This is a genomic window from Tepidimonas taiwanensis, assembly GCF_020162115.1.
GTDB lineage: Bacteria > Pseudomonadota > Gammaproteobacteria > Burkholderiales > Burkholderiaceae_C > Tepidimonas > Tepidimonas taiwanensis.
Window position 1 is genome coordinate 1,316,602 of sequence record NZ_CP083911.1, and the last position, 22,817, is coordinate 1,339,418.

Below are 22,817 nucleotides of genomic sequence, written 5' to 3' on the forward strand. Positions count from 1 at the left end.
GTGCGCCATCGAAAAACCCCGCGGGGTGGCGATGCCCGGCGGGGTGAGATTGTCGTCGGTTCGCCCAGCCGCCGGGGTGCGGGGGAAACCCCAGCCCCGGCAGCGCGCACCATCAGTGCGCGACGGCCTTGCCAGCGCCCTTGGGCACGCGCACCGACTCGACCAGCGCCTGGATGTGCGCCGGGACCGGCTTGGACACCGCGCTGACCGCGAACGCCACGATGAAGTTGACGATCGCGCCCACCGTGCCGAACGCTTCCGGCGTGATGCCAAAGAAGCTGTTGGCGCCACCGATCAGGTCGAGGTACTCGGTGCCCTTGACGAAGAAGATGCCCTTGTGCGCGAACACATAGAACAGCGTCACGAACAGGCCCGCGAGCATCCCGGCCACCGCGCCCGAACCGGTCACCTTCTTGCTGAAGATACCCATCATCAGCGCGGGGAAGATCGTGGAGGCGGCGATACCGAAGGCCAACGCCACCGTCCCGGCCGCGAAGCCCGGCGGGTTCAGCCCGAGGTAGCCCGCGACGACGATCGCACCGGCCATTGCGATCTTACCGGCCAGCAGCTCGGCCTTCTCGCTGATGTCGGGCTTGATCGCGCCCTTGATCAGGTCGTGCGAAATCGCCGACGAAATCGCCAGCAGCAGACCCGCCGCGGTGGACAGCGCCGCCGCCAGACCACCGGCCGCCACCAGCGCGATCACCCAGTTGGGCAGCAGCGCGATTTCGGGGTTGGCCAGCACGATGATGTCGGCGTTGACCGTGAGCTCATTGCCCTTGAGACCCGCCGCCTCGGCCTTGGCCTTGACCGCTTCGCTCTTGGTCTTGTCGTTGTAGAACTGGACACGGCCGTCGCCGTTCTTGTCCTCGAACTTCAGCAGCCCGGTCTTTTCCCAGCGCTTGAACCAGTCCGGCCGCTGCTCGTAGGGCAGCGCCGCCTCCGGCGCGAGCAGGTCGGCGCTGGCCTTGACCTTCTCGGCGTTCACGCGCACGCCACCGGCCGGATCGGGCTCGACCCCCACCGCGGTGTTGACGGTACCGATCAGGTTCAGGCGCGCCATCGCACCGACGGCCGGCGCCGTCGTGTACAGCAGCGCGATGAACACCAGCGCCCAGCCGGCGGAGGCACGGGCGTCGGCCACCTTGGGAACGGTGAAGAAGCGCACGATCACGTGCGGCAGGCCCGCCGTGCCGATCATCAGCGAGACGGTGTAGAAGAACATGTTGAGCTTGCTGCCCGCCACCGACGTCGTGTACTGGCCGAAGCCCAGGTCGTTGAGCACCTGGTCGAGCTTGGCCAGCAGCGACACGTCGGTGCCCTTCAGATCGGCGCCGAGGCCCAGCTGGGGCAGCACGTTGCCGGTGAGCGCCAGCGAAATGAAGAATGCCGGCACCAGGTAGGCCAGGATCAGCACGATGTACTGCGCCACCTGCGTGTAGGTGATGCCCTTCATGCCACCAAACACCGCGTAGGCGAAGACGATCGCCATCCCGATGTAGATGCCCATGTCACTGGAGACGCCCAGGAAGCGCGAGAACGTCACGCCCACACCGGTCATTTGCCCGATGATGTAGGTGATCGAGGCCACCAGCAGGCAGATCACGCCGACGTTGCGCGCGGTCTGCGAGTAGTAGCGGTCGCCGATGAATTCGGGGACGGTGAACTTGCCGAACTTGCGCAGGTACGGCGCCAGCAGGCAAGCGAGCAGCACATAGCCGCCGGTCCACCCCATCAGGAACACGGCACCGCCGTAGCCCATGTTGGAGATCAGGCCCGCCATCGAGATGAACGACGCCGCGCTCATCCAGTCGGCGGCCGTGGCCATGCCGTTGGTCACCGGGTGCACGCCGCCGCCCGCGACGTAGAAGTCGGATGTGCTGCCCGCGCGCGACCACACGGCAATGCCGATGTAGAGCGCGAAGGTCGCCCCGACGACGAGATAGGTCCAGAGTTGCAGACTCATCGTGATGACCTCCGCGTCAATCTTCGGCCATGCCGAACTTCTGGTCGATCTTGCGCATCTGCGCCGCGTACCAGAAGATCAGGGCGATGAACACGTAGATGGAACCCTGCTGGGCGAACCAGAACCCGAGCGGGTAGCCCCCCAGCTTGATGGCGTTGAGCGCATCGGCAAACAGGATGCCGGCGCCGTAGGACACCAGGAACCAGATGACCAGCACTTTGGTCAGCAGCCCCAGCGTCGCGGACCAGTAGGCCCGGGCGTTGTTGTCTTGGGACATGGATCAGACTCTCCTCGGATACACCTTTTCGAAACGGCAGCACGGCACGCACCGCCGACCGAAACATCACCGCCAGGTGCAATGTTTCCGACTTGACTGTCGCGGGCAATGCTTACAGGGCGCTGATGAAATGGCGCCGGAGGCCCAAAACCTAGGGAAAGTCCTTAGACGCCCAAACAGGCGTCGGCCCATTCCGCGACGAGCCCTTGTTGCTGCGGCACGGTTTTGGCTTGAGCCCCCCGTTTTCCTCGCCAGCACAAACGCCGCAGCGGAGGCGAGCGTTATGTGTGCCGGATCAATGGCCACCGGTCACGCGGGCCGGGTCAATGTCGACCGCGCACCACCCGCCGCACGCGGGCGCGGCGGCAGGCCAGTCCTCGCCGCGCGCCGGCACGGCGTCCCAGCCGCGGTCGACGGTGTAGCGCACCGCGCGGATGACCCCGGCGTGCGTGAACCACACGGCGTCGGTGTCGCGATGGTCCTGCAGCGCCCGCAGCGTGTCGCCCAGCGCGGCGCGCACCCGGGTCAACAAGGCGCGCACCGACTCGCCGCCGCCCACGATGTGATCGGCAAAATCGGCCGCCCACGCGTCGAGCGCCGCGCGCGGCAGCGCGTCCCACGGCTGGCCCTCCCAGGTGCCAAAGTCGAATTCCGCGAGCCGCGTATCGACGACCGGGGGCGCCATCGGGCGTCGCGCCGCCAGCGCGTCGGCCAGCTGCCGCGCGCGGCGCTGGGGCGAGGCCCACCAGAGAGCCGAGCGGGGCAGCACGGCGTGCAGAACGTCGGCCGCCCGCGCGGTGGCGGCCGGATCGGCGGGCACGTCCCAGCGCCCGCAACACACCCCCGCCGGCACGGCGGTGGCCGCGTGACGCACGAGCCACAGGCGCATCGCCGTCACCCCCCGAACCGCGCGGTCAGCCCCAACGCCACCGCGATGCCGAGGTACACCGCCAGCTCGGTCACCTGCTGCGTCGCGCCCAGCGTATCGCCGGTGAAGCCCTGCAAGCGCCGGTCGAGCCACGCCCGCATCGCCGCGAGCGCCAGCAGCGCACCCGTGGCGGCAGCGCCCAACACCTCCACCGATAGCCAACGCCCCGCCACCAGCCCGGCACCGATGCACCACAGCGTCCCCACCGCCAGCGCCCGTGTCGAAATGGCGTCGGCCAGCGGCTTGGCCTTGGTGTGCGCCTCATCGCCCACATAGGGCAATGTGCGGATGATCCACAACGGTGTCCAGCGCGAGACCACGTGCGCCAGGAACAGCGCCGCGACCGCCGTGTGCACGCCAGCCTGCGCGAGCAACGCCAGCAGGCCGACTTTGAGCAGCAGCGCCAGCACCAGCGTCACCGCCGCATAACTGCCAATGCGCGAGTCCTTCATGATCGCCAGCGCCCGCTCGCGCGGCACCACACCGCCCAGCGCGTCGGCGGTGTCGGCGAGGCCATCCTCATGAAATGCCCCCGTGAGCGCCACCCCGGCCGCCGTGGCCAGCAACGCCGCCACCCACGGTGCCGCCGCCAGCGGCGGCAGCCCCCACAGCGCGGCGGCCATCACCGCGGCCGTCACGCCGCCCACGACCCACCCCACCGCCGGGAAGTACGCGGCGCTGGCGCGCAGCATCGCGGGCGAATACCCCACCCACGCCGCCAGCCGCCCTGTCACCGGGATGCGGGTAAAAAACTGCAGCGCCAGCAAAAAGTGGCGCAGCGGCGCGGTCAACCTCGCCATCGGCTGCTCCCCCTCCATGAACAGCCGCGCCCGTGCGTGCCGTGCGTGCCGTGCGTGCCGTGCGTGCCGTGTGCGCCGGTGCACACGGGTCCGGTGGCGCTGACGTGCGTCTCAAACCACCGTCGCCGCGCTGGCACGCGAAACCCCCGCTGAGTCGAAGCTGGCCATCTCGCGCAGGATGGCGCACGCCGACACGAGCAGCGGCCACGCCAGCGCCGCCCCCGACCCCTCGCCCAGCCGCAGCCCCAGATCCAACAGCGGCTCCGCGCGCAGTTGGGCCAGCAGCAACGCATGCCCGCGCTCGCCCGACCGGTGCGCGAAGACGCAACGCTGCAGCACCGCGGGCTGCATACGGGCCGCCACCAGCACGGCCGCGCTGGTGATGAAGCCATCGACGACGATCACGCGCCGCTCGGCCGCGGCTTGCAGCACGGCCCCGACCATGGTCGCGATCTCGAAGCCGCCCAGCGCCGCCAGCGCCTGCAGCGGCGCGCGCGCGTCGGGGTGCCGCTGCAACACCGCGCGCAGCACCTCGACCTTGCGCTGCACCCCGTCGGCGTCCAGCCCGGTGCCCGCCCCGGTACAGTCGGCGATGTCCAGCCCGGTCAGCCGGCTCATCAACAGCGCCGCGGCCGACGTGTTGCCGATGCCCATCTCGCCCAGCAGCAGCACGTTGCCCGGCAGCCCCTGCACCAGCCGCGCGCCGTTGTCGATGGCCTGACGACACTGCGCCTCGGTCATCGCGGGGCCCTGCAGCGCGTCGGCGGTGCCGGGCGCAACCTTGGCGATGACCAGCCCGGGCCGCGGCGCGAAGTCATGGCGCACGCCGCAGTCCACCACGGTCAACGCCAGCCCGTGCTGGCGCGCCAGGACGCTGACCGCCGCCCCACCCGCGAGGAAGTTTTCCACCATCTGCCACGTGACGTCGCTCGGATACGCCGATACGCCGTGCGCCGCCAAACCGTGATCACCGGCGAACACCACCAGCTGCGGCGCCTGCAGCAGCGGCGCCTCCGTGCCGAGGATGATCCCCAGCCGCAGCGCCAGCGCCTCCAGCCGCCCCAGCGAGCCGCGCGGCTTGGTCTTGTTGTCCAGCTGGTGCTGCAGGCGCGCCGCCAGCGCGGCGTCCTCGATGTCGTCGATCACCCGGCTCAAAATATCCATATTTCTTACTCCTTGGCAACCAGCGCATCCAGCGTCCCGGGCGCGAAGCTCCGCGCGACCGTGTCAGCCAATCGATCGAATACCGTCTCCAACGTCGGTACTGCCGCGCCGAAAAGCGCCCGCAACACCGCGGCATTTTCAAACAGCCCGTGCACGTAACAGCCCAGTACGTTGCCCGCGGCGTTTTGCCACACCAGGCCGGGCACGACCTCGTGCACACGCGCGCCCGCGGCCACCATCGCCGGGTGCGGCACCGTCTGACCGTGGTGAATCTCGTAGCCCACGAGGGTTAGCGCGGACAGTGCGGCCCACGGCCCCGCCACACGGCCGCACGTCACGCGCGTGCGGCGCACGGTTTTTTGCCGCTCGAACGCCGTCACCAGCGGCAGCAGCCCCAGCCCCGGCGCATCGCCCTGCCCCACCGCCTCGACGCCGTGGGGGTCGACGATGGCCTCGCCCAGCATCTGCAACCCACCGCAAATGCCCAGCACCGCGCCGCCGCGCGCCGCGTGCGCCACCACCGCCTGATCCAGTCCCTGCGCGCGCAGCCACGCGAGGTCGGCCACCGTGGCCTTGGAGCCCGGCAGAATGATCCAGTCCGCCCCGACGACATCCGCGGGCGTGCGCGCCCACACGAGGCGCACACCGGGCACGGCGCGCAACGGCTCGAACTCGTCCAGGTTGCTGATGCGCGGATACACGACCACCGCCACCGTCAGCCGCACCGCACCGCACGCCGTGGCACGATCGTCGAATACACCGTCCTCCTCCGGCAGGCCGTGGCCACGCAGCAGCGGCACCGTGGCCACCGTCGAGATGCCGGTCAGCGCCTGCAGCCGCTCGGGTGCCGGGGCCAGCAGCGCCGCATCCCCGCGGAACTTGTTGAGCACAAAGCCACGGATGCGTGCCCGGTCTTCGGGCGGCAGCAGCGCCCACGTCCCGTACAGATGCGCAAACGCCCCACCGCGGTCGATATCGGCCACCAGCAGGCAGCGCGCCTGGGCATGGCGCGCCACGCGCAGGTTGACGATGTCGCTGTCCATCAGGTTGATTTCCGCTGGCGACCCTGCCCCTTCGATCACCACCACGTCGTGTTCAGCACGCAGCGCGTCCAGCGCCTGCGCCACGCGAGGCCACACCACGGCACCGCGCGCGCGCCACGGCAGCGCCGACAGCGCCGGGTCCACACGGCCGAGCAGCACCACCTGGCTGCGCGTATCGGCCTCGGGCTTGAGCAGCAGCGGGTTCATGCGCACGTCGGGCTCGACGCCGGCTGCGAGCGCCTGAAAATACTGCGCGGCACCGATTTCCCCCTCGCCCCCTTCGGGTGTGGCGACCACGCGCGCGTTGTTGCTCATGTTCTGCGCCTTGAAGGGCGCGACGCGAAACCCCTCTCGGGCGTAGTACCGACAGAGCGCGGTGGCCAGCCAGCTCTTGCCGGCACCGCTGCTCGTGCCCAGCACCATCACGGCCCGTGCCGCCATCACCGCTCCTCCTGCACGGGGCGCGGGGCCTGGCGACGCAACTGGCGCGCCAACGCCGCCACCGCCGACGGGGGCTGCACACTCAACCGCCACCAACCCGGCATCCCCAGCGAAGTGGCGTCACGCAACTTCACACCGGCTGCGCGCAACGCCTGGGCCGATATCGGCGCGGGGGGGCTGGCACAAAGGAAGGACGCCTGCCCCGGCGCAACGACCCACCCCAACGCTTGCAAGCACATCATCAGCTCCACCTTCCACTGCCGCAACGTCGGCAAGCTGCTGCACAGCCACTGCTGCACGGCCGGGCGCACCCATGCGCGCAACATCGCCACGCCATCGGCACCGATGGGCCACGACGGTGCCAAGGCATTCAACGCGGCGATATCCTGCAGCGACGCGTGCTCGGGGGCGATCACGTATGCCGCACGCACCCCCGTCAGCCCCAGCGCTTTGTTGGGGGTAATGAGCTGCCAGCAGCGCCGACGGATGTCGTCTGGCACCCCACTGCCCTCCAACCGCAAGGGTTCATAGGCCAAGTCCAGCGTCAGCTGCGCGGCGGCCGACAGCAGCGCGTGTGCTTGCGCGGCGTCCAACGGCTCGCCGGTGGGGCTGCCAGGATCACACAGCCACCCCACCTCCACGACAGAAGCGTTGTCACAGCGTTGAAGCCCCCACACGCGCGCCGCGTGTGCGTAGTCCCCATAGCCCGGAGTGGGCCACCAAGCGCGCCGCCACCCCCGGCGGCATGCCCAAGCGGCAAACCGCATGATCCATTCGCTGCCGCTGGCGGCGATGAGGATGCGCTCAGCGGACACGCCGTGCCATTGGGCCAACGCCTGGCGCAAAGCGGTATACGCGGGATCCGGATAGTGTTGCCGAGCCGCTTGCGCTATCTCGGGGCAAGCCAGCGGACAGGGCCCGCAGGGATGGGTATTGGTCGAGAAGTCCCAGCACGGCACCCCCAGTGCATCGGGCCCACCGTGCTCGCGCCGCGCACCAACCCCTTCGTCCATGCCAGCCCCCTCGTTCATCCCGCCGTCACCGCTGCCATCGCCCCGAACGCGGCCCCAACCGCCACGGCGAGCACCGCCCGCCGCGACACAACCAACGCCCGTCGCATGTGGGTCGCGGCAGGGATCACCCCCTGGGGGTTGAGGGTGTACACCCCCCGCTTACCCAACACCACCCCCAACAGACACGCCATCGTTCCCATCGGCCATCCCCCGTTGGGTGAAGGGGTTGCCAGCACACTCGCCCGCCATGCTCGCCACGGCAAGCGCTGCGGCGCAGCCAGCCACAGCAACATGGCGGTGGCGCGTGCCGGCCACCAGGACAACACATCGTCGGCACGCGCCGCCCAACACCCCGCGCGCGTCCAAACGCGCCCCCCGCGCTCACCGCGGTAGCCCCACATGGCGTCGGCTGTGTTGGCATAGCGATACAACACCACGCCCGGCAGTCCCGCCAGCCACCACCAGCACAGCGGTGCCACGACCGAATCGTTCAAATTTTCCGCCAGCGTGGCGATGGCGGCTTGCCGCACCTCCCCCTCATCCAACGCGCTCACATCGCGACTGACCAGCCGGGCCACCTGTTGCCGCCCCGCCTGCAGCGACACGCCCAAGGCCGCCTCCACCGCCGCCACCTCGTCGTGCAACATACGCCACGCCAGCAGCGGCTTGAGGAGCACGCCATACAGCACGGCTTGCACCGCCACGGGCAAGGCAGCCACCAGCGTTTGCAAACCGAGTGCAAGTACCACACACGCCACCGCCCCCGCGACCCACGCGAGCGCACCGCGCACGCCCGCCCAGCGCTGCGCGTGGGCGGGCGCCTCCACGGGCGGTGCTGCCCACGCACCGGCACGCTGCAAATACGCTCCCATCCACACGACGGGGTGCCAGCGTGCCGGGGGCTCTCCCCACAGCCAATCGATCATCAAGGCAATCGGGATCGCGGCCGCCACCAGCCATGGCGCAGGTGGCACCCCGATGCCCCCCCCACTCTCAACCATCGCGCCCCCCCGCCAGGCCCGGGCAGCCAGCCGCGGCCAACAACCAACGCGCGCCCCAAGCGGCGGCCCAGCGCCGCGCTTGGCCGAGCGGCACCGGGTCATCATCAAAATCCACCACCGTGACCTCATGCGCGGCCAGCGGTCGCATCGGCACGGTACGCACGCGACCATCGGTGAGCACCCACACGTGCCGATACGCCGCCGGGTAGTGGCGCGCGTGCGCACAAAGGACCTCCTCCACTTGCAGCGCCGCCTGCTGCATGGGCGTGCCGCCACCACAACCCAGCGCCTGCATGCGCTGCACTGCGGAGCGGCGCGCCGCCCGTGGCCGCAGCACCCACTGCGCGTGCTGCCCTCCGACTGCCAGTAGCGCCACCCACGCACCGCTGCGCCGCGCGCCCTCCACGATAGCCGCTGCGTACGCTTTGGCCCTTGCCGCGCGCTGCCCCCAAGCCATGGAGCCCGAAATATCCAGGACGATCACGTGCATGGCGACCGGTACCACCGCGCCCAACCGCCACTGCACATGCCGTCGCTGCAGCGCGCGCGGCCCCTTGCGGCGCAGTGTCGTGGGCCAATCCACGGCAGCCGTCGGCTCCCACCCATGGCCCGCCGGCCTTTGCCCCCCCGTTGCCGCTGGATCGCGCCTTGGGCCGCCTGTGGTATGGGCCACCCAAGAGACCCGACCGGCACGGGGGGCTAGGGCTTTTTTGGCCACCAGTCTGCCCATTGCGGTAACGCGGGTTGAGGCACTGTGATCGGCTCCGGCTCCATGGCACCCCAGTCGCCGGCGGACGCATCGCCCCCCCCTGGACTCACGTCACCCGGTGCGGCGCGCACCGGTGCGGGGTGATGCCCCGCTGCTGTCCCATCGAGCGGTGCCGGTGATCCCCCCTGGGACGTTGGCGCTGCCATGCTGGCTGACATCGATTGCGGCGGCGGCGACGGCTCCCTCCCGCTCGCCGGGCTCCCTCCACAGCGATGCGCCAAGGCCAACGCCTGGACCGCCTCGACATCGTCCACCGCCACGGTAGCGCGCCCATGCCACGCCGCGTGTGCGCGGGCGGCTTTGAGCAACACCAAATCCGCACGCACCCCGTCGACCCGCGCCGCTTGGCAGCATTGGGCAACGTGCTCGAGGATCGCGTCGTCCCACGTGACAGTCGCCAGCCGCTCGCGCGCGCAGCGCAGGCGCTGCGCGACGGATGCCGACGCCGCCGCGTGTCGCTGCACGAACCCGACGGGGTCGGCTTCGTAGGCCAAGCGTTGGCGCACAATGGCGGCCCGCGTGGCCGAATCGGGCGGATTTTGCATGGCCACATACAGGCCGAAGCGGTCGAGCAGCTGCGGGCGCAGCTCCCCCTCCTCGGGATTCATCGTGCCCACCAAGACGAAGCGCGCCGGGTGGCGGTGTGAGACGCCGTCGCGTTCGACCGTATTGACCCCGCTGGCAGCGGCATCGAGCAAGGCATCCACCAACACATCGGCCAGCAGATTGACCTCGTCGACGTAGAGAACGCCCTCGTGTGCGCGGGCCAGCACCCCCGGCGCAAACCGCACCCGCCCGTCACGCAACGCCCCCTCGAGATCGAGGGTGCCCACCACCTGTTCCAACGTGGCTGACAAGGGCAGCGTCACGAACGGCACCTCCGGCATCAATGCTGCCAACGCACGCGCTGCCGTCGATTTGGCGGTTCCTCGAGGCCCGCTGATGAGCACCCCTCCCATGCTGGGGTCGACCGCGGCCAACAGCAGCGCCAGTTGCAGCTGCGGCTGCCCCACCAGCGCCACCAGCGGGAACGCTGGGGGCTGCTCCCCCGCCCACAAGGCTTCAGGCTGTGCCGCCGTCATGGCCGTGTCGCGGGAATACTCTGTTCCCACGCCTCCTCCTGCGCCAACAATACGTCGCGAATACGCTCCACGCAGTCTCCCCGATCACGCCATAGTCCCCGCTGCGCCGCCTCCAGCAGGCGCAACCCCATTTGCCGCAGCGCCTGCGCATTGTGGCGTTGCAAAAAGCGCCGGTTCTGCTCATCGAGCACGTAGGCTTCGGCCAGCAGCGCAAATTGGTGGTCGTGCACCAACCCGGTGGTGGCGGCAAAACCGAACAACAACTCCACCGTGTTGACCATCTCAGCGGCCCCTTTGTAGCCATGTTCTCGCATGGCCTCTAACCACTGGGGATTGAGTGCACGCGCGCGCACGACGCGCGCCAGCTCGTGCGCCAACGGCTGTACGCGTGGAGCACCCGGTACCGTCATATCCCCGTGGTAGAGCGCAACGGGCTGCCCACGCAGCGCGGCGCTGGCCGCGCCCATCCCCCCAAGAAACGGGTAGTAGCCGTCAGAGTCGAGGATATCGTGCTCGCGGTTGTCCTGGTTTTGCAACACCACATCCAACGCCGCCAACCGCCGCTCGAAAGCGGCGCGCGCCGGCAGCGCGTGCCCATCGCGCCCGTAGGCATACCCCCCCGCCTGAACATAGGCCTGCGCCAAATCGTGGCTGCTGTGCCACTGACCGCTTTCGATGCGTTCCTGCACCCCGTTGCGGTAGTCGCCCGCGCCCGGGCCAAAGACGCGCCAAGTGGCCACCCGCCAAGCGCGCTGCGCATCCTCTCCTTGCGCTTGCAGCGCACGCTGCTCGCGCTGGATGCGCACCCGCACCGGATTGAGCTCGTCGGGCTCCTCTTCCTCGGGGATGGCGGCAACGGCCTGCACCGCCGTGTCAAACAGATCGATGAGTGCGGGAAACGCGTCGCGAAAAAACCCCGAAATCCGCAGCGTCACATCCACCCGCGGACGCCCCAACACCGCGGCCGGCACCACCTCCACATCCACCACCCGTGCGCTACCGTCCGCCCAGCGCGGCCGCACTCCCAGCAGGGCCAGCGCCTCGGCCACATCCTCGCCACCGGTTCGCATGGTGCTGGTACCCCACACCGTCATACCCACGCACTGGGGAAATATGCCGTGCTCTTGCACATAGCGCTCCAGCAACCGCTGCGCGGCCTGCTGACCCATGGACCAAGCAGTGGGCGTGGGCACGGCGCGTGTATCCACGGCGTAAAAATTGCGCCCGGTGGGCAGCACATCGGCGCGGCCGCGCGAGGGTGCACCGCTGGGTCCCGGCGGCACAAACCGCCCCCGCAATCCCGCCAACAAATGCGCCGTTTCATTCGGGCCAGACAGCGCCAAGCGCGGCAACAGCACCTCCTGCACCCAACCCAACACGGCCGCGGTGCGTGGCCATGCCAGCGCATCCACGCGCGACGGATCGCGCAAACACTGCAGCGCCAAACGCTCCAGCCGCTCACGCGTGTGCCCTGCGTGCCGCCAGGGCTGCGTGGACACGGCTTGCAGCTCGGCCGGACGGGGTCCGCTCCACGGCTGTGTGGCGTCACCCTGTAGCGGATCGTAGCCCGTCAACCCCAGATCCGCCGCCAACGCACGCAGCAGGCTGTCCTCGCCGGCAGAGGCACCGCGCGGAAACCGCACCAACGCCAACACCGTGTGCCAAAGGGCCTCGCCGCGCGGCGACTGCCCGAAGATGTGCAGCCCGCTGCGAATTTGCGTCTCTTTGATTTCGCACAAGTATGCGTCGAGCCGCTGCAACAGCGCCATGCGCTGTGCTTCATCCCGCGGAGGGGCCATACCGAGCTCGGTGTGCAACTGGTGCCGCAGGGCTTCTTGCAACAGCTGCTGTTGCAAGCGCTGCGCCCGCGCCGGGTCGAGCAGCACCGCCTCATAGTACTCATCCATGCAGCGCTCCAGCGCCTGCAGCGGTCCGTACGTCTCGGCCCTCGTCAGCGGCGGCATCAGGTGGTCGATGATGACGGCTTGCGTGCGCCGCTTGGCTTGGCAACCCTCGCCGGGGTCGTTGACAATGAAGGGATAGAGGTGGGGCAGCGGCCCCAGGATCGCATCCGGCCAACACCCGTCGGATAGCGCCACAGTTTTGCCCGGCAACCACTCGAGGCTGCCGTGTTTGCCGACATGCACCAACGCGTCGACCCGCCAGTGCTGGCGCAGCCAAACATAGAACGCTACATAAGCATGTGTCGGCACCAATGTGGCGTCATGGTAACTGCGCACGCGATCGACACCGTACGCCCGTGGAGGCTGGATGCCCACGAAGACGTTGCCCAGCCGCACCCCCGGGATAAGAAAGCGCCCCCGCCTGACCATGGGGTCATGCTCGGGCGGCCCCCAGCGCTGCATCAGCTGCTCGCACAACGGCGGTGGCAGCGCCGCCAGCGCTGCGCGGTAATCCTGCAGCGCCAAACTTTGATGGGCAGCCCGAACCGCGTTGCTTGGCACACTGTGCGTCACGCCCGCCAGCAACCGCTGCATCAGTTGCTCGGCTCCGTCGGGAACTTCACCCACCGTGTAGCCAGCTTGTTGCAGCGCGCGCAAGATGACCACGACGGACGCCGGTGTGTCCAACCCCACGGCGTGGCCGATGCGACTGTCTTCACCGGGGTAGTTGGCCAAAATCAACGCCAAGCGCTGCTGCGCGGGTTCGCCGCGGCGCAGCGCACACCAACGCCGCGCCAACTCCGCCACCCATTCAATGCGCTCGCCAATGGGCTCGTAGCGTGCCACTTCCACCTCGGCGCGCCCGCTGCGCCACCCTGTGCTTTTGCCGCTGATGGCACGGGTGATGATGCGCCCGTCAACCTCGGGCATCACCACGTGCATGGCATGGTCACGCGGTGTGAGCCCGTGCGGGTCATCGCGCCAACGCTCCACCGTGGTGCCCGCGGTAATGAGCTGCAGCACCGGTGCGTCGCCCACCAAACCATCCAGCAACGTGGAAACCCCGTCCAGCCTGCCGCTGGCAAACCCCGTGGCGTTGAGCACCACATCCACCCCTTCGCGCTGCGACAGTGCGCGCAGCGCTTGCTGTGTCGCCACCGATTTCAACGAATCCACGGCCAGCGCACTGACGCGCAGCCCACGCTGGCGCAGGGCTTGCCAAAGGGCATCGAAGACGGCGGTGTTGCCCGCCAGCGCGTGCGCCCGATAAAAAAGCAGCAGCGCGTGACTCTGGACATCGCGCACGGTGGCTACCGCCGAGTCGCTGGCGGGCGTGTACGCAAATACCGCAGGCATTGGCTCGGGCGCTGGCGGCGGCTCACCCATGCCCCAAACGCGGTGCCGTATCAACGCCCAAAACCGCTGGGCATTGACCCTCCCCCCCTCGCGCAGGTAACGCCACAGCAAGCGGCAATCATCGGCCGACGCGGTCGAGCGCAGCAGCAGTTGCGGATCCTCTTGCGCATCCCCCGAAAACAGCGCCAACCACTGCCCGCGCTGCCGCGCGCACGCCCAAGCACGATCGACCAAGTACGCCCAATCGGACGGCGCTCCCAAGTGGTCGATAACCACCGCACGCGCGTGGCCCAGCACATCGTCCACGTAAAGATCGACCGAGGCGGGCTGGCGCAGCGCCATCAAATTGGCCAGGCGCACCGAGGGATAGCCATCTGGCAAAGTCTCGGCTGTTTCTGCCAAGAGCGCCAACGTCGTATCCGCTGCCGACAACACCACGATGTCGCCGGGCGTTTGCGCAACACGCACCACCCCGGCTGCAGCGTCGTCGACAAACCCGCCCGGTCGGGCCGCCAAGATGTGCATGGCGCGTTCTTCTCCGTACGCTCAGTCGCGTCCCGCAACCACCCTCTCAATCAACAGTGGCGGACGCCTGCGGCTGCACCACGCTCACCGCACCACCCAACTGCTGCCGCAGATAACGCTGCAAAGCGGCCACCGGCAACGCGGCACCAATGAACACCAATTGCGACACGCACGGCTCACCCGGCAACCAGGGGCGGTCGAAATAACTCTCGAAGCGTTGCCCCACCCCTTGCACGACCAATCGCATGGCCGCCTGCGGCAAGGCCACAAAACCCTTGACGCGGTAAATGGGCCATTGGCGCGTGCACCCAAGCAACGCCTCGAGCAAGCGAGCGCGATCGGTCACCTCCAGCCGCAGCGCCACGGCCCCAAACGCGTCGTGGTCGTGATCGTCCTCCTCGTCGTGGTGGGTGCGGCGGGTATCGATGACGCTTTCGACCGCACGCTGCATGCCCAGCAGCACATCCACGTCCACCTGCCCGCGACTGACGGCCACACACTGCACCCCAGGTTGCACGCGCGCGCGCACCCGCTGCTCGACCGCCCGCAGGGCCTCGGGCGACAGCTCATCAGCCTTGTTGAGAATGACCAGATCGGCCGTCAGCAGCTGGTCCTCGAACAGCTCTTGCAAAGTGGACTCGTGATCCAAATTTTCGTCCGCACGGCGCTGCGCCTCCACCGCCAACGGGTCGGGAGCGAAGCGTCCCTGTGCCACCGCAGGGGTGTCCACCACGGTGACCACCGCATCGACGGTGAACGCATGTTGAATCGTGGGCCATTGAAACGCCTGCACCAGCGGTTTGGGCAGCGCCAGCCCCGACGTCTCGATGATCAAGTGGTCGATGGCGTCACGCCGCTGCGCCAATTGCTCCATCACCGGCGCAAACGCCTCCTGCACCGTGCAACACAGACAGCCGTTGGCCAGCTCGATGAGCCGTCCATCGTCCCCCCCCTGCTCGTCGCAACCGATGCCACAGCCGCGCAGCAACTCACCATCGATGCCGAGCTCGCCAAACTCGTTGACGATGACCGCGATGCGCCGTCCACCCGCATGCGTCAACACATGGCGCAACAAAGTCGTTTTGCCGGCCCCCAGAAAGCCAGTCACGATGGTGCTGGGAATTTTGCGCAAATTCAACATGCTCAAACCCTTCCGCTCAGTCTTCGATACCGCGTTGCGCGGGAACGCCCGCCTGGAAATGGTGCTTGACCAGACCCATCTCGGTCACGGTGTCGGCCACGTCGATCAACTCCTGCGGTGCATGCCGCCCCGTCAAAACCACCGTCACATCGCGCGGCCGCTCTTGCAAGCAGGCCAGTACCTGCTCCAGCGCAATCCAGCCATAGCGCAAGGGGTACATGATTTCATCGAGCACCACCATGAAATACTGGCCATTGCGGATGCTGGCCTCGGCCTTGGCCCAACCTTGGCGTGCGAGCTCGGCTGAGTGCTCCAAATCACGGCTCTTCCAACTGAAGCCGTCGCCCAGCCCCTCGATGGGGATACCCAATTGGGCAAACACGCGGTGCTCGCCAAAACGTGCGCTGGGCACCTTCATGAATTGATAAATCTTGACCGCTTTGCCACGCCCGTGGGCGCGCAGCGCCAAACCGAACGCCGCTGTGCTCTTGCCCTTGCCCAGTCCGGTGTGAACCATGATGAGGCCACGGCGCTCCCCTGTGGGCTTCGGGGTATCGCGTCTGGTCGGGGGTGGGGTAATGTCCATCGAACAGTCACTCCTGTGGCGCGTTGGGCATGCGCCGCTGCAACAAATACGTGTCCATGATCCAACCGTGCTGCTGGCGTGCTTGGCGTCGCAGCGCTGCGATGTCCGCCCCCACCGCCGCCAGCGGGCCGGCGCACAACAATTGCTGCGGCATGCCCAGATACGCCCCCCACCAGATGTACACGTCGGGCGCAGACAGCGCCTGAAAAACCCCCTCCCCATCGAGCATCACCGCCAGCGTCTGGATCCCCTCGGGCCAGCCGTTTTCGCGCAACCAGCGCGCGCTGGTCACGAGCAGCGGCGCGGACACCTCTGTCAGTGCAATGGCGTGTGCGGCTGCCAGTGCTTGCAAAGCACTCACGCCGGGGACGACGCGCGTCGTCATGGGCACCCGCTGCGCCAGCCGCTGGGCGATGCGCAGGGTGCTGTCGTAGATCGACGGGTCACCCCACACCAACATCGCCACACGGCCACCCTGCGGCAGCGCCGCACACAAGGCATCGCGCCACGCCTGCGCGATGGCATCGTGCCAGCGTTGCACCTCGGCTCGATACGCATCGGTGGTCGACGCAGCATGCCGATAGGGCATGTCGAACCACGCCCAGCGGGGCCCGTCCCCTTGCGGCCACACCTGGCGACATACCTCCAGCCGAGCGGCGGCCAGTGCGGCTTTTTCTTCTCCCTTGCGTGGCAACAGAATCACGTCCGCCGCCCGCAACGCCTGCACCCCTTCCTGGGTGATGTGCTGCGGGTTGCCCGTCCCCATGCCCACGAGGGTCAGCTCGATGCGCATGCGCCCTCCCCGCTGGCCTGACCGGAATGGTCGGACAACCCGCTTGACGCGACGCGTCGGCGATGCCGCCGGTCGTAGTCGGATGCATAGAGACGACTGCGCCCACTCAGCGCAGGATCGAGGTTGCGCCCGACGAAGATGATCGCCGTGTGCGGCGGGCCCTTGCCCGCGGCCACCTCCAGCACCGTCGCCAGGGTGGCACGCACCACCTGTTCGTCGGGCCACGACGCACGCCACACCACCGCCACCGGGCAGTCCGCCCCGTACAGCGGTGTCAACTGCTCCACCACCTGTGCCAGCGCGTGCACCGACAAATGAATCGCCAGCGTGGCACCGGTGCGGGCAAAGGCGGTCAAAGACTCACTCGGCGGAACGGGCGAGGCACGCCCCTGCAGCCGTGTCAACACCACCGACTGGCTCTGGCCGGGCACCGTGAGCTCACACCCCAGCGCCGCCGCCGCCGCGGCAAACGACGGCACACCCGGCGTGATGGTATAGGGTATCCCCAAGGTGCGCAGCGCGCTGAGCTGCTCGCCCGTTGCTGACCACACCGACAAATCGCCCGAGTGCAGCCGCGCCACATCCAGCCCTTGCGCGTGCGCCGCCCGCATCTCCTCGATGATGTCCTCCAGCGACAACGGGGCCGTGTCCACCAATCGCGCGCCGGGCGGACAATACTGCAACACCTGCGGCGGCACCAGTGAGCCGGCATAGAGGCACACCGGGCAAGCGGCGATCAACTCCCGCCCGCGCAGCGTCAGCAAATCCGGCGCACCTGGCCCGGCACCGATGAAGTGCACGGTCATCCTTCCACCTCCCAAGCCCATTGAACCCAAGGCCGCGACGGCTGCCACGCCGTGCCCGCACCCAACGGCTGCGCGGCCGACCACGACAGCTGCCACAGCTGACCGCCCCGGCGCGCGTGCAAGCGCTGCAAAAGCGCCACCGTCTCCAACGTCACCGCGTTGACGACCACGCGACACCCCTGCGGCAAGCTGGCTTGCAGCGCGGCAAAAATCCCCTCATCGAAACCACCACCGACGAAGACGGCGTCGGGCGCGGGCAAAGAGGCCAGCAGCGCCTCGTAGCGCCCCTCGTGCACCGTCAGCCGATGGACCACCCCGAAACGCTCGGCATTGGCCCGGATGTGCGCAACGCGGTCGCTGCGACGCTCCACCGCATGCGCCGAGCCGCCGGCCAAACACCACTCGATGGCCACGGAGCCGCTGCCCGCCCCCAAATCCCACAACACCTCCCCGGGCCGCGGAGCCAACGCCGACAGGGTCAACGCGCGCATCGGTGCTTTGGTGATCTGGCCGTCGTGCACAAATTCCGTGTCCGGCAGTCCCGGTGTGACGGGCAAGCCGCGCGGCCCCTCGTCCAGGGCCAGCGCCAGTGCCACCGGGCTTTGCAGAGGGGGCAATTCCGCGGCTTGATGCAGCACGAAGGGCACCACCCGCTCGCGCGGCCCACCCAAACACTGCAAGGCCCACGCCAGACTGCCACCGTAGCCCAGCTGCGTCAGCCATTGCGCCGCTGCGTGCAGTGCCGCCGCGTCACGCAACAACACGATCAGGCGCGCCCCGCGGCGCAACAGCGGCCGCAACACCGTCAGCGGCTGCGCGTGCAGCCCCACACACTCCACCGCCTCCAACCGCCAGCCCAGCCGCGCCGCCGCCCACGAAAACGTTGAGGGCGCGGGAAACACCGTCCACTCCTGCGGCGAGAGCGACTGCACCAACGTCGAGCCAACGCCGTACCAAAACGGATCGCCCGAGGCCAACACCACCACCGGCCGTCCGCGCCACGCCAGCACGGGCGCGATATCGAACGGCACTGGCCACGCTTGCCCGCGCTCACCCGCCTGCACCATCGCCAAATGGCGCTGCCCCCCAAAGATGCGCTGGGCACGCTGCAAGGCCATGCGGATACCATCGTGGCCGCAACACAGTCCCTCCTCACCGATGCCTACGATCGTCAACCACGGCTCATCCATGCCACGCGTTCTCCTGCTGGGCGGCACCCGCGAGGCCAGCGAGCTGGCACAAGCCCTGGCCGCCGCCCGAATCGATGCCATCTTCTCGTACGCCGGCCGCACCGCCGACCCGCTGCCGCAGCCCTTGCCCACCCGCATCGGTGGCTTTGGCGGTGTGGCGGGGCTGTGCGCCTTCATACGCAGCGAGGGCATCACACACGTCATCGATGCCACACACCCCTTTGCGGTGCAAATGAGCCTGCACGCCATCGAGGCGTGCGCCGCCACTGGCACGCCCGTGCTTGCCCTGGAGCGCCCCCCATGGCAGCCCGAGCCTGGCGACCGCTGGGTACGCGTGCCCGACATGGCGAGCGCAGCCGCGGCCTTGCCCCGCGAGCCCCAGCGCATTTTTTTGGCCATCGGCCGCCAACACGTCCAGTCCTTTTTGCAGCACGCCCCGCAACACTGGTGGCTGCTGCGCGTGGTCGACGGTGGCTTGGCCCTGTCGCCAGCGCAAGGGCACGTGGTGGTCGAGCGCGGCCCGTTCACCGTGGCGGGTGACTTGGCGTTGCTGCAGCGGCACCGCATCGAGTGGATCGTGGCCAAAAACGCCGGTGGCAGCGGCGGACGGGCCAAGCTGGACGCGGCACGCCACCTCGGCTGCCCGGTCATCCTGATCGAGCGCCCGCCGATGCCCCCGCGCGCGACGGTACACACCGTGGACGACGCGCTGCAATGGCTGCGGCAAGACGCGCGGAAGTGAAGCCATGCTCATCCCCCCCCCGCGGTGTGTAGACATACGAAGCCACCCGCCGTGTCTGGCGGCTGCCGACGATGACCAGCGTTTGCATGTCGGCCATGTCGGCATGCACCTCGCTCAGCGGCAGCACGCGTATCGACTCCTGCGGCGTGTAGACGGCCCGTGCCAACACCACCAGGCGTTGGGGCTCGCAGTGCTGGCGCAGCAAGCCCAAAGCGCGACCGAAACCCTCGGGCCGCGCCCGAGAGCGCGGGTTGTACATGGCGATGACCCAGTCCGCGCTCACAGCGGCGCAAAGCCGGCGCTCAATGAGCGACCATGGTTTGAGGTTGTCGCTGAGGTTGAGTGCGCAAAAATCGTGCCCCAATGGGGCACCGGCGCGTGCCGCCGCCGCCAGCATCGCCGTGATGCCGGGCAAGACGCGCACCGGGATCGACTGCCACTGTGGCGCTCCTTCCATGGCCTCGAAGACGGCCGCCGCCATTGCAAAAACCCCGGGATCGCCAGACGACACCACGGCCACGTGCCGCCCCTGCGCCGCCAGCGCCAGCGCCAGCTGCGCCCGCTGCAACTCCGCACGGTTGTCTGACGTGTGGTAGCGCACCCCCGGACGCGGCACCACGCGCTGGACGTACGGCGCGTAGCCCACCACGTCGGTGGCACTGTCCAGCGCGCTTTGCGCCTCGGGCGTGATCAATTCCGCCGCGCCGGGCCCCAAGCCCACGACCGCCACCGCCCCGTTCATGCGCCACGCTCCTGGGGGCGCCGTCCATGGCCGTGCACCAGCACCAGCGAAAAATACGGACAACGCTCGTCGGGGTCCACTTCTGCCAAGCGCCGCACCCGCTGCTGCGGCATGGTGCCAAACTCCACCAGCCACGCTTGATCGAGCCGACCCACCAGGTCCAACGCGCGCCGCACCTGCGCCAGATGACGCCCTACCTTCATGACCACCAAGGCATCCGCCGCCTGCATATGCGCCACCAACCGGTCCGGCGGCAGCGTCCCCAGCACCACCGTCAGGACATCATCGCCCCAAGTCATCGGCATCCCCAGCGCCGCCCAGCAGCCGACCATGCCCGGCAGCCCCGGTACCACCTCCACCGCCACACGGTGCGACAGCCGCACGTGCAAGTGCATGAACGAGCCATAAAACAGCGGATCGCCCTCGCACAGCACCACCACATCGTCGTGCGCGGTCAGTGCCAGCAGTCGTGCCGCCCACTCGTCGTAAAAGCGCGCCAGCACATCGTTGTATGCGACGCTGTCAAAACGCAGCTCGGTCGTGACGGGATACTCCATTGCGTGTTCCACGGCCGTTGGTGCCAATAACCCCTGCACGATGCGGCGCGCCTGCCCGGGATGACCGCGCTTGCGAAAATACGCCACGTGGCGCGCACGCCCCAACCACTCGCGCGCGCGCACGGTCATCAAGTCTGCCGCGCCGGGCCCCAAGCCGACGCCGATGATGCGCCCCATCAGACCTCCCACTCGCACGCCAAAGCGTTGACCGCAGCCGCCGTCATCGCCGAGCCTCCCCAGCGTCCCCGCACCACCAGCGCGGGGGCCACGTCGGCCTGTAGCAACGCCTCCTTGGACTCCGCCGCCCCGACAAACCCTACGGGACACCCGATGATGGCGCTGGGACGCGGGCAATCCGGCTCACGCAACATCTCCAACAGTTGGAACAGTGCCGTGGGCGCGTTGCCGATCGCCACCACCGCACCCGCCAGGTGCGGCCGCCACAGCGTGACCGCCGCCGCACTGCGGGTGGTACCCAGACGCTGCGCCAGCGCCGGTACCGTCGGATCGTCCACCCAGCACAAAACGGGGTTATGCGCGGGTAGCCGGGCACGGGTAATACCCTCACTGACCATGCGTGCGTCGCACAACACCGGGACACCCTGGCGCAATGCGGCACGCGCGGCCTCGACCACGTTGCCACGCAGGACGATCTGCTCGGCCAGCCCCACCCATCCGCACGCGTGGATCATGCGCACCACCACCGGCTCCTCCAGCGCGGAAAAACGCGCCAAATCGGCCTCGGCGCGGATGATGGCAAACGACTGCCGATAAATCGCCGCTGCGTCCCGTTCGTATGACATCATGTCGGAATCTTTCTGAAGCACTCGCGCAGCGCCTCGAGCGACTCGCCCACCGAAAGCGCCGCACCTCTCGCTCTTGCCCAACCGAGCCACTCCCAACCCATCGGGCCCAAGCGGACCGTCCATGCCGCGGCTGCATTGGCGCATCCCTTGGCGCAACCCGTCACATGCCAGGCCACACCGCGTGGCACGTCGGGCAGCAGCGCTCGCGCCAGCGCCTGCGTATCGCCCGCTGACTGTGCACACCCGGGCAACCCCGTGCACACCGCCGCCCGCCAACGGGGGTCGCGGTCGTCCCAAATCCACTCCGGTGCCGCCGGCAGCGGCTCATCGCCCTCGCACAGCAGCGCCCGCCATGGCGTCAAACGCAACCCGCTGCGACTGCCCAGCTGCGCCAGCGTGTCGGCCGACAACTGCCCCCAAGCAACGCCGACCAACCACCCCACGGGCGTTGGGCCCAGCGCGGGGGCGTCCACCGTCGCGCTCGGCGCACACGGGTGGGTTTGCCATGCCTGCGGCAGTGCGCCCTGTCGCACCCACTGTGCCATGCGAGCGCGCCCGCTGGCAATGCCGCCGCCACGCACGAATGCATCCGCCAGCGCCAGCGCTGCCTCCACCGCATCGGCCATGGCCACCACACAACCGGCCGCCGCACCATCAGCCCGCACCAATACCGCGTCCGTCCCGACGCGCTCCAGGCGAATGTCTGCCGATGCGGCGCGCAAACACGGCTGCTGCCCTGCATCGACCGCGAAGCCAAATTTCGCTGGCAGGCTCCACGATGGCCGGGCACACAACGCGGTGCTGAGCGCGTCCGCCAGCCGGGCGGTATCATCGCCCGCCTGCCAAAACGGTTGCACCAACACGTTGCGCCGCGCCTCGCATCTGACATCCGCGTCCAGCAGCCCCAAAGCACGCAGGCCGTCTTGCAGCGCCGGCAGCGCGGCATCGCTGACACCGCGCAGCTGCAAGTGTGCGCGCTGCGTCAGCGTCACGGTGGGATGCGCATGGTGCCGCACCAGCGCCGCCAGTCCCAGCGCTTGTTCACCACTGACGCGCCCACACCACGGCTTGATGCGCACCACCCAACCGTCCGCGGCGCGCATCGGCTGCCACGCCCCGGGGCACCACCCGCGCACACCCGGGGTGGTCGTAGCAGCCGAGGCCAAGCCGTCAACGGTCGCCACG

21 protein-coding genes are annotated in these 22,817 nt (G+C 68.8%); 1 reads left to right on the forward strand and 20 read right to left on the reverse strand.

The genetic code is table 11. The features are described from left to right. Positions 1 to 112: 112 nt before the first annotated feature. The 16 genes from LCC91_RS06020 to LCC91_RS06095 all read right to left on the reverse strand — a co-directional run bounded on the left by LCC91_RS06020 (position 113) and on the right by LCC91_RS06095 (position 18,785). Complete coding sequence (locus tag LCC91_RS06020; protein ID WP_143897387.1) at positions 113 to 1,966, reverse strand: sodium:solute symporter family protein; 1,854 nt, start codon at positions 1,964 to 1,966, stop codon at positions 113 to 115. 16 nt (positions 1,967 to 1,982) lie between these two features. After that, positions 1,983 to 2,243, reverse strand: coding sequence for a DUF4212 domain-containing protein (locus LCC91_RS06025; protein WP_043701890.1), 261 nt, complete (start codon positions 2,241 to 2,243; stop codon positions 1,983 to 1,985). A 295-nt stretch (positions 2,244 to 2,538) separates the two neighbouring features. Beyond that, positions 2,539 to 3,132 (reverse strand): histidine phosphatase family protein, encoded by a 594-nt coding sequence (locus tag LCC91_RS06030; RefSeq protein ID WP_043701888.1) that lies wholly within the window; start codon positions 3,130 to 3,132, stop codon positions 2,539 to 2,541. Between the two features lie 5 nt (positions 3,133 to 3,137). Then, positions 3,138 to 3,971, reverse strand: coding sequence for an adenosylcobinamide-GDP ribazoletransferase (locus LCC91_RS06035; RefSeq protein ID WP_043701886.1), 834 nt, complete (start codon positions 3,969 to 3,971; stop codon positions 3,138 to 3,140). Between the two features lie 111 nt (positions 3,972 to 4,082). Then, a complete protein-coding gene (cobT, locus tag LCC91_RS06040; RefSeq protein ID WP_043701884.1) occupies positions 4,083 to 5,135 on the reverse strand; it encodes a nicotinate-nucleotide--dimethylbenzimidazole phosphoribosyltransferase in 1,053 nt (350 codons plus the stop codon). Between the two features lie 5 nt (positions 5,136 to 5,140). Continuing rightward, positions 5,141 to 6,619, reverse strand: a complete 1,479-nt coding sequence (locus LCC91_RS06045) for a cobyric acid synthase (RefSeq protein ID WP_043701881.1) — start codon at positions 6,617 to 6,619, stop codon at positions 5,141 to 5,143. Further along, positions 6,619 to 7,632: an aminotransferase class I/II-fold pyridoxal phosphate-dependent enzyme gene (locus LCC91_RS06050; RefSeq protein WP_043701937.1), complete on the reverse strand. Its 1,014-nt coding sequence runs from the start codon at positions 7,630 to 7,632 to the stop codon at positions 6,619 to 6,621. The genes LCC91_RS06045 and LCC91_RS06050 overlap by 1 nt, the downstream gene beginning before the upstream one ends. A 14-nt stretch (positions 7,633 to 7,646) precedes the next feature. Beyond that, positions 7,647 to 8,558: an adenosylcobinamide-phosphate synthase CbiB gene (gene cbiB, locus LCC91_RS06055; RefSeq protein WP_231572196.1), complete on the reverse strand. Its 912-nt coding sequence runs from the start codon at positions 8,556 to 8,558 to the stop codon at positions 7,647 to 7,649. A gap of 67 nt (positions 8,559 to 8,625) precedes the next feature. Continuing rightward, entirely contained in the window at positions 8,626 to 9,216 is a 591-nt protein-coding gene (locus LCC91_RS06060; protein WP_043701875.1) for a vWA domain-containing protein, read from the reverse strand. A 116-nt stretch (positions 9,217 to 9,332) separates the two neighbouring features. Further along, entirely contained in the window at positions 9,333 to 10,484 is a 1,152-nt protein-coding gene (locus LCC91_RS06065; protein ID WP_043701872.1) for an ATP-binding protein, read from the reverse strand. Further along, the gene (gene cobN / locus LCC91_RS06070) at positions 10,481 to 14,269 is read right to left on the reverse strand and encodes a cobaltochelatase subunit CobN (RefSeq protein WP_143897386.1); all 3,789 of its coding nucleotides are present in this window, start codon (positions 14,267 to 14,269) and stop codon (positions 10,481 to 10,483) included. Before cobN ends, LCC91_RS06065 begins: the two co-directional genes overlap by 4 nt. Positions 14,270 to 14,315: 46 nt before the next feature. Next, positions 14,316 to 15,407: a cobalamin biosynthesis protein CobW gene (gene cobW, locus LCC91_RS06075; protein ID WP_143897397.1), complete on the reverse strand. Its 1,092-nt coding sequence runs from the start codon at positions 15,405 to 15,407 to the stop codon at positions 14,316 to 14,318. Positions 15,408 to 15,426: 19 nt separating this feature from the next. Beyond that, the gene (cobO, locus tag LCC91_RS06080; protein ID WP_043701868.1) at positions 15,427 to 15,996 is read right to left on the reverse strand and encodes a cob(I)yrinic acid a,c-diamide adenosyltransferase; all 570 of its coding nucleotides are present in this window, start codon (positions 15,994 to 15,996) and stop codon (positions 15,427 to 15,429) included. Between the two features lie 7 nt (positions 15,997 to 16,003). After that, entirely contained in the window at positions 16,004 to 16,789 is a 786-nt protein-coding gene (gene cobF / locus LCC91_RS06085) for a precorrin-6A synthase (deacetylating) (protein WP_043701865.1), read from the reverse strand. Then, positions 16,774 to 17,595, reverse strand: a complete 822-nt coding sequence (gene cobM, locus LCC91_RS06090; protein WP_043701863.1) for a precorrin-4 C(11)-methyltransferase — start codon at positions 17,593 to 17,595, stop codon at positions 16,774 to 16,776. Before cobM ends, cobF begins: the two co-directional genes overlap by 16 nt. Beyond that, entirely contained in the window at positions 17,592 to 18,785 is a 1,194-nt protein-coding gene (locus tag LCC91_RS06095; RefSeq protein ID WP_043701860.1) for a bifunctional cobalt-precorrin-7 (C(5))-methyltransferase/cobalt-precorrin-6B (C(15))-methyltransferase, read from the reverse strand. Before LCC91_RS06095 ends, cobM begins: the two co-directional genes overlap by 4 nt. Between LCC91_RS06095 and LCC91_RS06100 the strand changes: the two genes are divergently transcribed. Further along, a complete protein-coding gene (locus LCC91_RS06100) occupies positions 18,784 to 19,527 on the forward strand; it encodes a cobalt-precorrin-6A reductase (protein WP_043701858.1) in 744 nt (247 codons plus the stop codon). The genes LCC91_RS06095 and LCC91_RS06100 overlap by 2 nt on opposite strands. Here LCC91_RS06100 and cobJ read toward each other — a convergent pair. From cobJ to LCC91_RS06120, 4 genes are read right to left on the reverse strand one after another with little or no spacing between them, the layout of a single operon-like run. Further along, on the reverse strand, positions 19,433 to 20,269 hold the full coding sequence (cobJ, locus tag LCC91_RS06105; protein ID WP_224441045.1) for a precorrin-3B C(17)-methyltransferase: 837 nt from the start codon (positions 20,267 to 20,269) through the stop codon (positions 19,433 to 19,435). The two genes, LCC91_RS06100 and cobJ, sit on opposite strands and share 95 nt — an antisense overlap. Then, positions 20,266 to 21,003, reverse strand: coding sequence for a precorrin-2 C(20)-methyltransferase (gene cobI, locus LCC91_RS06110; protein ID WP_185974856.1), 738 nt, complete (start codon positions 21,001 to 21,003; stop codon positions 20,266 to 20,268). The genes cobJ and cobI overlap by 4 nt, the downstream gene beginning before the upstream one ends. After that, positions 21,003 to 21,632 (reverse strand): precorrin-8X methylmutase, encoded by a 630-nt coding sequence (locus LCC91_RS06115; RefSeq protein WP_197052567.1) that lies wholly within the window; start codon positions 21,630 to 21,632, stop codon positions 21,003 to 21,005. The genes cobI and LCC91_RS06115 overlap by 1 nt, the downstream gene beginning before the upstream one ends. Beyond that, on the reverse strand, positions 21,629 to 22,816 hold the full coding sequence (locus LCC91_RS06120; RefSeq protein ID WP_143897385.1) for a precorrin-3B synthase: 1,188 nt from the start codon (positions 22,814 to 22,816) through the stop codon (positions 21,629 to 21,631). Before LCC91_RS06120 ends, LCC91_RS06115 begins: the two co-directional genes overlap by 4 nt. Between the last annotated feature and the right edge of the window lies 1 nt (position 22,817).